Genomic DNA, 10,492 nt, shown 5'->3' with positions numbered 1-10,492 from the left:
TTCGCTTTGCGTGAATCCGGAGATCCACTCGCGTCGCGCATCAAGCGCCCACACTTATCGGCTGTTAGTTTTTAAAGATCGGTCCGCTTCACGCTGCGCTGCCCTTACCACTACTACCCGGCACCGCTTCGTTCTGCGTCGCTGCATCAGCAGCAGAGAAACGAGATTATGAAGACTCTCTTCTGTTTCGTCAACTACATTTTTTCGCTTTCGCTTAAAACCTTGTTGACGCCACCGCCGCTGGTTTCCGCCGCGGCCCTCGTTCGCAAACGAGGAGCCGAATGATAGGTCACCCACAACCTCATGACAAGGGTTTGACGATAACTTTTTGGCGATTCACCTGCGCACCGAATTTAGTAACGCCTCGACGGGCACCGCCCCGGCCATGGCGGCGTAACCGGCATCGCCTGGATGGATGTGATCGCCGCTATCGAACTTGCCCTGAAGTCGATCCGGTTGCGCCGGATCGCGCAGCGCGGCGTCGAAATCAACAACGCCGTCGAAAGCATGGCTCGACCGAATCCACTCGTTAACCGCAAGACGAATATTTTCGCGCTGCGGCGGAAGCGACGCGGGCGTCAACGTTCCTCCGAACACCTTTACGCCCGCGTGTCGCGCCGCTGCAATCACCCGCTGATAGCCCGCGATCAGGTCGGCCGCCGTCACCGAAGCATGGGGGTAGTCGCAATCAAGACCGCTGCGTGCCGGCATCGCCGCGAAATTGATATCGTTGATGCCGATCAGCACAACGACCGCCTTGACGCCGGGCCGCTCGAGCACGTCGCGTCCAAAACGCGTCATTAGCGCGTCGCCATAGCAGGGTGAATCGTTCAGCAGCCGGTTGCCGCTGATCCCTAAATTGACCACCGCCGTCGACCCGTTCCCCGAAGCGGCCAACCGCCGGGCGAGGACATCGGGCCATCGGCGATTCTGGTTCAGGCTGGAGCGCATGCCGTCTGTGATCGAATCGCCGATCGCCGCAATTGCCGTCGCTTCGGGCGCCGCGTCCACCGACAACGCCGTCGTCCATACATATTGAGTGAAGCGTCCGCGAAACGCCTCTGCGCCCGAGTCGGCCGTATGGTTGCCCGGCCCCGAAACGTAGCTGAGCTGGTTCGCGACGCGATGCCATGCCGCGATCCGCTGTTCCGGGCGCATGAATGCGCTGATTGCGTATGGGGCGCCTTCGTTGATGTCCATCGCAATCGGATCGCTGTCCAACTCGCGGCCCGGCGGCACGCTCACGGCGCTCTTCCCATTGAACGTCACCCGCGCGCCGCCGCTGGCCGAAGCCGCCGCGCCGCCCGCGGACCGCGCGATGCGCAGATCCTCGATCACCAGTGGCGTCTTGCCATATTCGTTGCTGAGGTGAATTCGTGCCGACCTTCCGGACAGCGTCGGATAAACAATCTGACGGACAGTGCGCCCAGCCACTTCCGGCGCGCGGTACAACGGCGGCAAGTCGGACCGTTGTGGAATGGGCTGCAGCGCCGTAGCCCACGCGGTGACCCAATGCGGCGGGGCATCGGCGGCAGCGGCGGTTGATGAAACGGCGAACTGGCAAAGCAGCGCCGCGCCGCAGGCGGCGGCTAAAGAGCGAATGGTCATTCCGGTGTCTGGCTCGAAGCGAAACGGGCATTGTGCACGAACGCACCGGGCGACGCGGCGAGCAGTGTCGCCACGGCAACCCCGCGGCGCGCGCGCCGCAGCAAGCTGCTGCCCTGCTCACTCACGAGGCCTCTTTTGCCCCGGTCATCTTCAAAGCGAGCGCCTCGGCGACTTCGATCCCGTCGATCGCGGCCGAATAGATGCCGCCGGCGTAACCCGCGCCCTCTCCGGCCGGATAGAGACCCTCGACGTTCATGCTCTGATAGTCCTCCCGGCGGCGCACCCGGATCGGCGACGAGGTCCGCGTCTCCACCCCGGTCAACACAGCGTCATGCATCGCAAAACCGGCGATCTTCTTGTCCATTTGCGGCAGCGCTTCGCGAATTGCCTCGATCACGTAGTCCGGCAGGGCCGTGCTGAGATCCGTGGGATGCACGCCCGGCTTATAAGACGGCACCACAGAACCGAGCGACGTGGACGGCCGCCCAGCAATGAAGTCGCCGACCAGTTGCCCCGGCGCCATGTAGTTGCCGCCGCCGAGCTCGAAAGCCCGCTCTTCCCATTTGCGCTGAAACGCAATCCCGGCAAGCGGCCCGCCGGGGTAATCGTCAGGTGTGATGCCCACGACGATCCCCGCGTTCGCATTGCGCTCAGCGCGCGAGTACTGGCTCATGCCGTTAGTGACCACGCGCCCGGGCTCGGACGTCGCCGCGACCACGGTACCGCCCGGGCACATGCAGAAGCTGTACACCGCACGCCCGTTGCTGCAGTGGTGCACCACCTTATAGTCCGCGGCGCCCAACTGCTTGTGGCCCGCAAACTTGCCGAACCGGCTACGGTCGATCAAACCTTGAGGATGCTCGATCCGGAATCCCAGTGAGAACGGCTTTGCTTCTATATAGACGCCGCGTTCGTGCAGCATCTCGAACGTGTCGCGCGCGCTGTGGCCAACGGCCAGTACGACGTGATCGCAGCGCAGCGTTTCGCCAGTCGACAGCGTGAGCCCGCGCACTTTCCCCTGGTCGATGTCGATATCGTCCACGCGTGTCTCGAAGCGCACTTCGCCGCCCAGTTCATGAATGGTCGCGCGCATCTTCTCGACCATGCTCACCAGGCGAAACGTGCCGATATGGGGCCGGCTCAGGTACAGGATGTCTTCCGGCGCGCCAGCACGCACGAACTCGTCCAGCACTTTGCGGCCGTAGTGTTTCGGGTCCTTGATCTGGCTGTAGAGCTTGCCGTCCGAAAAAGTGCCAGCACCGCCCTCACCGAACTGGACGTTCGATTCCGGGTTCAGCACCGACTTGCGCCACAGCCCGAAAGTGTCCTTGGTGCGCTCGCGCACGGCCTTGCCGCGTTCGAGAATGATCGGCCGGAAGCCCATTTGCGCGAGGATCAGCCCTGCAAAAAGTCCGCAAGGCCCCATGCCGATCACCACCGGACGCGGCGTTGCCAGTTGCGCCGGCGCCTTCGCGACGAACCGGTACGTCATGTCGGGCGTCAGCCCGCAGTGCGGCACGTCGGCGATTCGCTTGAGCGCGGCCGCTTCGTCCGCGACCTCCACATCGACGATATAGGTGAGCTTGATGTCTGCGCGCTTGCGCGCGTCGTGAGCCCGCCGGAACACCGTGTATCGGACGAGCCCGTTGTCAGGCACGCCGAGTTCCGCGAGGCGCGCGCGGACGGCGGCTTCAAGAGCACTCTCGGGATGATCGAGCGGGAGTTTGATTTCGCTGAGACGTAACATGAGTACCGAGGGATGCAGGAAGGCCGCGAATCGCGGCCAATTCGCAATTTTATAGGTTAAGCGTGGGGCCGGGGACTCGGCGGCGACGAAACAGCTTTTGGCGATTGCGCCCGTCGCTATTGCGGTGACCGCCCCGTCTCAAAAAAATTTATTAACCGACCGGTCGGTTGGTTTATACTGTTCGCACCAGACAACTCCCGCAAAGAGCGTCCCCATGTACACGCAATCCCTGGATATTCCCGGCAACGTAGCTCCGCTGGACTCCGGCGCGACGTCGCCCGAGCAGACGCAGTTCGACGCCGTGATGGCCGCCGACGGCAAGATCGAGCCGCAAGACTGGATGCCCGACGCTTACCGCAAGACTCTGGTGCGCCAGATTTCGCAGCATGCGCATTCGGAGATCGTCGGCATGCTGCCGGAAGGCAACTGGATCACACGCGCACCGAGCCTCAAGCGCAAGGCGATCCTGCTCGCCAAAGTGCAGGACGAAGCGGGCCACGGTCTCTATCTATATAGCGCGGCAGAAACGCTCGGCGTCTCGCGCGACCAGTTGGTTGCGGCGCTGCATTCTGGCAAAGCGAAGTATTCGAGCATCTTCAATTACCCGACGCCCACGTGGGCCGACGTCGGCGTGATCGGCTGGCTTGTAGACGGCGCGGCAATCATGAACCAGATTCCGCTGTGCCGTTGCACATACGGGCCGTACGCCCGCGCCATGATCCGCATCTGCAAGGAAGAGTCGTTCCACCAGCGCCAGGGTTTCGACGCGTTGATGGCGATGATGTCGGGCACCGAAGCTCAGCGCGAGCTCGTCCAGCAGGCGGTGAACCGCTGGTGGTGGCCGGTGCTGATGATGTTCGGGCCGAGCGACAAGGACTCGATCCATAGCAATCAGTCGTCGAAATGGGGCATCAAGCGTATTTCGAACGACGACCTTCGCCAGAAATTCGTCGACGCCACCGTCGATCAGGCCAAAGTCCTCGGCGTCACACTGCCCGACCCGGACCTCAAATGGAACGAGGCTCGCGGCCATTACGACTATGGCGACATCGACTGGGAAGAATTCTGGCGCGTCGTGAACGGCGACGGCCCGTGCAATCGCGAGCGTCTCAGCACCCGCGTCAAAGCTCATAACGACGGCGCCTGGGTCCGCGAAGCCGCCCTCGCCCACGCCGAAAAGCAGCGCCTGCGCGCACAACAGCACGCCGCCTGACAAGCGCGGCACGCCCGGCAAAGAATCAGGAGATCAGGAATGAACAAGGAATGGCCAATCTGGGAAGTCTTCGTGCGCAGCAAGCAGGGACTCGACCATAAACACTGCGGCAGCCTGCACGCCGCCGACGCGCAAATGGCGCTGCGCATGGCACGCGACGTCTACACGCGCCGTCAGGAAGGCGTGAGCATCTGGGTCGTGCCGTCTTCGGCGATTACAGCCTCCGCGCCGCAAGACAAGCCCGAACTGTTCGACCCGGCCGGCGACAAGATCTATCGCCATCCGACGTTCTACACGCTTCCCGACGAAGTCAACCACATGTAAGCGCGGCCATGAACATCACGCCTGAACATCTGCAATACGTGCTGCGCCTCGCGGATACCGCGCTGATACTCGGTCAGCGCAATAGCGAGTGGTGCGGCCACGGCCCGATTCTCGAAGAAGACATCGCGCTGTCGAACATGAGCCTCGATCTTGTCGGCCAGGCGCGCCTGCTTTATACGCACGCGGCCTCGCTGGAGCAGCAACTCACCGGCAAGACGCGCACGGAAGACGATTACGCGTACTTTCGCGCCGAGCGTGAATTCGCGAATTACACGCTGGCCGAACTGCCGCACTGCGGTCCGCTGTCGGCTACCGCCCAAGCAGAGAAGGACTATGCGGTCACAATCGTCCGCAACTTTCTTTACTCCACATTGATGGCGCATCTGTGGACGGCGCTCACGCAATCGGCGGACACGCAGCTTGCCGCGATCGCGTCGAAGTCGATCAAGGAAGCGAGCTACCACGTGCATCACGCGAGCGAATGGCTGATCCGCTTCGGCGACGGCACAGAGGAATCGCATCGACGCGCGCAGGCTGCGCTGGACTATCTGCTGCCGTACACGCGCGAGTTCTTCACTGCCGATCCGGTCGAAGAGACCATCGCCGCCACAGGCATCGGACCGCTGACCGCAGATCTCGAAGCCGCGTGGCTCGACGACGTTCGCGCGACGCTCGAGCAAGCCACGCTCACCCTGCCCGAAGCGGTCAAGCACGTCACGACTGGAAAACACGGCGAGCATTCCGAGCACATGGGCTTCGTGCTGGCCGAAATGCAAAGCCTTGCGCGCCAGCATCCCGGCGCCACCTGGTAATACGGGCCATTCGACGATGACGACCTCGATTACGACGCAAAGAGCCGACGCCACGCTCGAACAGGCGTGGGCAGTGCTCGAAGCGGTGCCCGATCCGGAGATTCCGGTGGTGTCGATTCGTGAACTCGGCATATTGCGCGACGTCCGGCGCGCCGAGGACGGCGCACTCGAAGTCGTGATCACGCCGACCTACTCCGGTTGCCCGGCAATGTCGCAGATCGCGGAAGACGTCGCGCATGCGCTCGACGTCGCGGAACTCAAACCGTACCGGATCTCCACCGTCCTGGCGCCGGCGTGGACCACCGACTGGATGACCGCCGACGCCCGCGAAAAGCTGCGTGCTTACGGCATTGCGCCGCCCACGGGCAATTGCGGGTCGGCGGCCGGTTCTGCCGGTGTGCCGCAGGAAAAGGTGCTGCGCTTCGTGCCGCGTGCTCTACCCGCGCCGTCCTGCCCCAGGTGCGGCTCGGCGCATACAGAACGACTCGCGCAGTTCGGCTCGACAGCTTGCAAAGCCTTGTACCGCTGCATCGACTGCCGCGAACCCTTCGACTATTTCAAACCATACTGATATGGCCACTCCGCAATTTCATCCGCTCCGTATCCGCGAAGTGCGGCCAGAAACCGCCGACGCCGTCTCGGTCGCGTTCGAAGTTCCCGTGGAACTGCGCGAGCTTTATCGCTTCACGCAGGGCCAGTTCGTCACGCTGAAAACGCACATCGACGGAGAGGAAACGCGCCGCTCGTATTCGATTTGCGTGGGCGTGACCGACTACGACCGCGACGGCGAACTGCGCATCGGCATCAAGCGCGTCCGCGGCGGGCGCTTCTCGAACTTCGCTTTCGACACGCTCCAGCCGGGCCATACGATCGACGTCATGACGCCCGACGGCCGGTTCTTCACCCATCTGAACGTGGATCACGGCCAGCAGTACGTCGCCTTCGCGGGCGGCTCGGGCATCACGCCGGTGCTCGCGATCATCAAGACGACGCTCGAGGTCGAACCGCGCAGCACCTTCACGTTGATCTACGGCAACCGCAGCGTCGACCAGATCATGTTCGCCGAAGAGCTCGAAGACCTGAAGAACCGCTTCATGAACCGCTTCGTGCTCTATCACGTGCTGTCGGACGACTTGCAGGATGTCGAACTGTTCAACGGCGTGCTGGACCAGCAAAAGTGCGCTGCCTTCCTCGACAGCCTCGTGCCGGCCGGTTCCATCGACGAAGCGTTTATCTGCGGCCCCGCGCCGATGATGGACGCCGCCGAGGCCGCGCTGAAAGCCGCCGGCGTGCCGTCTGAAAAAGTGCACGTGGAGCGCTTTGGCTCGCCGCTGCCCCAGGCGGGCGTGCCGCCCGTCGAAATCACTGAAGATACGCCCGCTGCGGACCTCGAAATCGTGCTTGATGGTAAACGCCGCAAGCTGCGTCTGCCGTATCAGGGCGTGAGCGTGCTCGACGTCGGTCTGCGCGCCGGCCTTGCGCTGCCGTATGCATGCAAAGGCGGCGTGTGCTGCACCTGCCGCGCCAAAGTGGTTGAAGGCGAAGTGAAGATGGAAAAGAACTACACGCTCGAAGAGCATGAAATCCGCGACGGTTTCGTGCTGACGTGTCAGTGCCATCCAATCAGCGACCGCGTGGTGGTGAGCTACGACGAACGTTGAGCGCGCTTAGGACTCGACGCCGCGAAGCTTTGAGCCGTTCCGCGATCCGCTTACACTAGGGGCCGCTCGCAATCGGACCGTTGAGTCCGTCTCGCGAGCGGCCCCTTTTGGCAATCGCCCAACAAGAATCCACTCACGGCCAATGAGCACGATCCACCTAACCAACGGCGATGTCGCCGCAGAATCATTGCGCACCGCGTTGCGCGAAGTGGGACGCGACGATCGCGTGCACGCACTGCGCGACGATCTGGCGGTCGGCCCACTGCGCGGCATCGACGATGGTCCCGAAGTGCGCGCCGCATTCTGGGACCGCGTGAGCGCCGACACGAAGCGCGATTTCCTTCGCGAGTTCCGTGAGCAGGCTGCAGCGCTGGAAGCCATTGCACGCGACGACGCAAATCTGGTGGTCTGGCATGGCGAAAGCGCATCCGATCAATTGATGCTTCGCCGGGTGTGCTATTACCTGCGCAACAATCCACAGCGTCTGAACGAAGTGCGTCTGTCAATTCGCGATCTCACCGACGCCGGCGCCTGGGCGCATAGCCGCAGGGACCGCGCGACGTCCGTCGGCATGTTCGCGCCGGCCGTGTTGCAGGCACGTTTGCCAGACGCCGCACCTATCTCGGTCTTGCGCATCAGCCGGCTCGCGCTCGAATGGCAGGAAGCTAAACACGCGAACGGCGAAACGCGGCGCTGGCGCGACAACACGTTCACGAGCGGCAGCTTCGCCGATCTCGACACGCTGATACTCGAGCACGTCACGGCCGACTGGCAGCCCGCCGCCCGCGTGGCCGCCGAGGTGATGACCGCTGAGTTGTGGTTCCTCGTCAGCGACAGCATTGTGCTCTGGCGCTTCCGCGAACTGGCCGCCACCCGCCGAATCAGGCTGCGCGGCGACGCCACCGCATGGCGCACGCTGGAATTGTGCGCAGCGCTTGCACCTTGCCCACACCAATAAACAGACCACCATGGCCCGCACCCGAGCCCCCGACCACGAAACCCAGCGCGAACAGATTCTCGAACTAGCGGCAGCGAAGTTCGCGCAGACGAGCTATCCGAGCACGTCGATGTCAGATCTCGCCGCGGCGAGCGGCACGTCGAAAGCGCGCCTGTATCACTACTACGCCAGCAAGGAAGCGATCCTGTTCGATCTACTCGACCGTTACACCAAACGGCTGATGCTGATCATTGCGGAGGTCGAGGGCGCGAGCCAGCGCCGCGGCCTGACCGAGCGCGAGACGTTCGCCGAATTGATCCGCGCCTTCCTCTCCGAATACGAAACCTCGCACAGCCGGCACGTCGCGCTTCTGAACGACGTGAAATATCTCGTCGACGCCCAGCGCGAGGTCATCCTCAACCGCCAGCGGGATGTCGTGGCCGCGTTCGCGCGGCAACTGGCGCGCGCTTATCCGGAGCGCGCCACGCGCGAAAACCAGACCGCGCTAACCATGATGGTGTTCGGCATGATCAACTGGACGTTCACCTGGCTCAAGCCAGGCGGGCGCATGGGCTACCGGGAATTTGCCGAGCAAGTTGTAGCCATGGTGGACCACGGGCTGGGCTCGGCGGCCGCGTAATTGCGCGGGACAGCAATATCCAGGCCGGGTATTCGTGCAAGTTGCATGGGCGCGACAACTTGCCTTGAACGCTCGTTCTTTTTATTTTATTACATTGATTCAAGCACTTAGCAGCAAGGCACTCTGAGATTAGACAGCGGCCTCCATATTTGATACGGGTTTTCCCTAGTGATGGATTCGCATATCCGTTACAATCGTTTTTGCGGTGCAGCAACGCCGCACGATCACAAGGAGAACCTGACCATGAACCTGATTACACCCCGCGCCGCCCAGCCGATCGTCGCGCACGATCGCGCGTCGCTGCCAGCCGGTCGTGCACCCGCTCTGGTTCGTGAACTCACTGCGATCGACCGTGAACGGCTGCTGGCCCACTTCCTCGCGCTAGACGAAGACGACCGCCTGTTGCGCTTCGGGCAGTTCGTGCCGGACCACGTCATCGAAAATTACGTGCGCGCTATCGATTTCACGCGCGACACCGTATTCGGCGTGTTTGACGATCAATTGCAGCTTACCGGCGTCGGTCACCTCGCCTACCTGCCGGCTGAAGGCGACAAGCGCACGGCGGAGTTCGGCGTATCCGTGCTCGAAAGTGTGCGCGGCCAAGGTATCGGTTCCAAGCTGTTCGAGCGCGCTGCAATTCGCAGCCGCAACACCCATGTCACCATGCTGTACATGCACTGCCTGTCGCGCAATTCGACCATGATGCACATCGCGAAGAAAGCGGGCATGAAGATCGAGTACGCGTACGGCGAAGCAGACGCCTATCTGACGCTGCCGCCGGCGGATCAAACCAGCATCATTACGGAAATGCTGCAGGAACAGGCCGCTGTGTTTGACTACGCGCTCAAACGTCAAGCGCGCCGTGCTTCAAAACTGTTCGAAAGCTTTATGCCGACAGCCGCCGCAGCCTGAACATCCGGCCGCACCAAGTGAACATGAAAAAGGGCAGCCTCAGGGCTGCCCTTTCTGTTTGCTGCGTGGATCTTCGCTCGCGCGCCTCATAAGATCGGCAACGCGGTCGTCTCCTTGATCTTTTCGAGCGAAAAGCTCGTCTTCACGTCGATCACCGACGGATGATGCAACAGCTGGTCCTGCACGAAGCGTGAAAAGTGCGCCATGTCTTCCACTTGAACGCGCAGCAGATAGTCCATCTCGCCGGTCATGGCGTGACAAGCCACGACCTCCGGCCACGCCTGAACGGCCGCGCGGAAAAGGTCCGCATGAGTCGCGTCGCCGCGAGGACTCAGTGCCGGCCCGCCGCGTTTTTCCAACCGCACATTGACGTACGCGAGCAAATCGAGCCCCAGGCGCTGGGCATCAAGCAACGCGACGTAGCCGCGGATCACGCCGCTCTCTTCGAGCCGCCGTATGCGTCGCAAACAGGGACTCGGCGAAAGATTGATCCGTTCGGCGATTTCCTGATTCGACAGCCGGCCGTTCTCCTGAAGAATCGCCAGGATACGCCGGTCGATTGCGTCTATCTCTATATTGGCCATTTTCTGCCTTTCCTTCCTCAAACGGAGCTAGAAAATAGCGCGAGCCTAGCTCGA

At 62.5% G+C, this 10,492-nt stretch carries 12 protein-coding genes; 8 read left to right on the top strand and 4 right to left on the bottom strand.

From position 1 onward, the window contains the following. Positions 1-336: 336 nt before the first annotated feature. Genes JMY24_RS21925 through JMY24_RS21920 form a run of 3 tightly spaced genes read right to left on the bottom strand, consistent with a single transcriptional unit; the run spans position 337 to position 3,355 of the window. Positions 337-1,608 carry an SGNH/GDSL hydrolase family protein gene (locus JMY24_RS21925; protein WP_201702881.1) on the bottom strand — a complete coding sequence of 424 codons (1,272 nt, stop codon included), beginning with the start codon at positions 1,606-1,608 and terminating at the stop codon, positions 337-339. After that, positions 1,605-1,733: a hypothetical protein gene (locus JMY24_RS39265; RefSeq protein ID WP_268960812.1), complete on the bottom strand. Its 129-nt coding sequence runs from the start codon at positions 1,731-1,733 to the stop codon at positions 1,605-1,607. The genes JMY24_RS21925 and JMY24_RS39265 overlap by 4 nt, the downstream gene beginning before the upstream one ends. Further along, positions 1,730-3,355: an NAD(P)/FAD-dependent oxidoreductase gene (locus JMY24_RS21920; protein WP_128595946.1), complete on the bottom strand. Its 1,626-nt coding sequence runs from the start codon at positions 3,353-3,355 to the stop codon at positions 1,730-1,732. The genes JMY24_RS39265 and JMY24_RS21920 overlap by 4 nt, the downstream gene beginning before the upstream one ends. A 214-nt stretch (positions 3,356-3,569) precedes the next feature. Between JMY24_RS21920 and paaA the strand changes: the two genes are divergently transcribed. The 8 genes from paaA to JMY24_RS21880 all read left to right on the top strand — a co-directional run bounded on the left by paaA (position 3,570) and on the right by JMY24_RS21880 (position 9,854). Continuing rightward, positions 3,570-4,568, top strand: coding sequence for a 1,2-phenylacetyl-CoA epoxidase subunit PaaA (gene paaA, locus JMY24_RS21915; protein ID WP_128595947.1), 999 nt, complete (start codon positions 3,570-3,572; stop codon positions 4,566-4,568). Between the two features lie 39 nt (positions 4,569-4,607). Continuing rightward, positions 4,608-4,892, top strand: coding sequence for a 1,2-phenylacetyl-CoA epoxidase subunit PaaB (gene paaB, locus JMY24_RS21910; protein ID WP_020070840.1), 285 nt, complete (start codon positions 4,608-4,610; stop codon positions 4,890-4,892). Between the two features lie 8 nt (positions 4,893-4,900). Beyond that, the gene (gene paaC / locus JMY24_RS21905; RefSeq protein ID WP_128595948.1) at positions 4,901-5,704 is read left to right on the top strand and encodes a 1,2-phenylacetyl-CoA epoxidase subunit PaaC; all 804 of its coding nucleotides are present in this window, start codon (positions 4,901-4,903) and stop codon (positions 5,702-5,704) included. A gap of 16 nt (positions 5,705-5,720) precedes the next feature. Beyond that, positions 5,721-6,275, top strand: a complete 555-nt coding sequence (gene paaD, locus JMY24_RS21900; protein ID WP_128595949.1) for a 1,2-phenylacetyl-CoA epoxidase subunit PaaD — start codon at positions 5,721-5,723, stop codon at positions 6,273-6,275. Between the two features lies 1 nt (position 6,276). Further along, entirely contained in the window at positions 6,277-7,365 is a 1,089-nt protein-coding gene (gene paaE / locus JMY24_RS21895; protein WP_128595950.1) for a 1,2-phenylacetyl-CoA epoxidase subunit PaaE, read from the top strand. A 142-nt stretch (positions 7,366-7,507) separates the two neighbouring features. Beyond that, positions 7,508-8,323 carry a DUF1835 domain-containing protein gene (locus JMY24_RS21890; RefSeq protein ID WP_128595951.1) on the top strand — a complete coding sequence of 272 codons (816 nt, stop codon included), beginning with the start codon at positions 7,508-7,510 and terminating at the stop codon, positions 8,321-8,323. A 10-nt stretch (positions 8,324-8,333) separates the two neighbouring features. Continuing rightward, the gene (locus tag JMY24_RS21885; protein WP_128585326.1) at positions 8,334-8,942 is read left to right on the top strand and encodes a TetR/AcrR family transcriptional regulator; all 609 of its coding nucleotides are present in this window, start codon (positions 8,334-8,336) and stop codon (positions 8,940-8,942) included. A gap of 243 nt (positions 8,943-9,185) precedes the next feature. Beyond that, a complete protein-coding gene (locus JMY24_RS21880) occupies positions 9,186-9,854 on the top strand; it encodes a GNAT family N-acetyltransferase (RefSeq protein WP_128585325.1) in 669 nt (222 codons plus the stop codon). Between the two features lie 86 nt (positions 9,855-9,940). Here JMY24_RS21880 and JMY24_RS21875 read toward each other — a convergent pair whose 3' ends face one another. After that, complete coding sequence (locus JMY24_RS21875; RefSeq protein ID WP_128585324.1) at positions 9,941-10,438, bottom strand: Lrp/AsnC family transcriptional regulator; 498 nt, start codon at positions 10,436-10,438, stop codon at positions 9,941-9,943. Between the last annotated feature and the right edge of the window lie 54 nt (positions 10,439-10,492).

The sequence above is a fragment of the Paraburkholderia kirstenboschensis genome, assembly GCF_904848585.1.
GTDB classification, from domain to species: Bacteria; Pseudomonadota; Gammaproteobacteria; order Burkholderiales; family Burkholderiaceae; genus Paraburkholderia; species Paraburkholderia kirstenboschensis.
The sequence above is the reverse complement of the archived record's forward strand: the minus strand, read 5'-3'. Positions and strand labels throughout refer to the sequence as shown.

Excerpts from the sequence above, each read along its gene's own strand:
- JMY24_RS21925 (WP_201702881.1), bottom strand. The coding sequence starts at position 1,608 with ATGACCATTCGCTCTTTAGCCGCCGCCTGCGGCGCGGCGCTGCTTTGC.
- JMY24_RS21920 (WP_128595946.1), bottom strand. The coding sequence starts at position 3,355 with ATGTTACGTCTCAGCGAAATCAAACTCCCGCTCGATCATCCCGAGAGT.
- paaA (WP_128595947.1), top strand. The coding sequence starts at position 3,570 with ATGTACACGCAATCCCTGGATATTCCCGGCAACGTAGCTCCGCTGGAC.
- paaB (WP_020070840.1), top strand. The coding sequence starts at position 4,608 with ATGAACAAGGAATGGCCAATCTGGGAAGTCTTCGTGCGCAGCAAGCAG.
- paaC (WP_128595948.1), top strand. The coding sequence starts at position 4,901 with ATGAACATCACGCCTGAACATCTGCAATACGTGCTGCGCCTCGCGGAT.
- paaD (WP_128595949.1), top strand. The coding sequence starts at position 5,721 with ATGACGACCTCGATTACGACGCAAAGAGCCGACGCCACGCTCGAACAG.
- paaE (WP_128595950.1), top strand. The coding sequence starts at position 6,277 with ATGGCCACTCCGCAATTTCATCCGCTCCGTATCCGCGAAGTGCGGCCA.
- JMY24_RS21890 (WP_128595951.1), top strand. The coding sequence starts at position 7,508 with ATGAGCACGATCCACCTAACCAACGGCGATGTCGCCGCAGAATCATTG.
- JMY24_RS21885 (WP_128585326.1), top strand. The coding sequence starts at position 8,334 with ATGGCCCGCACCCGAGCCCCCGACCACGAAACCCAGCGCGAACAGATT.
- JMY24_RS21880 (WP_128585325.1), top strand. The coding sequence starts at position 9,186 with ATGAACCTGATTACACCCCGCGCCGCCCAGCCGATCGTCGCGCACGAT.
- JMY24_RS21875 (WP_128585324.1), bottom strand. The coding sequence starts at position 10,438 with ATGGCCAATATAGAGATAGACGCAATCGACCGGCGTATCCTGGCGATT.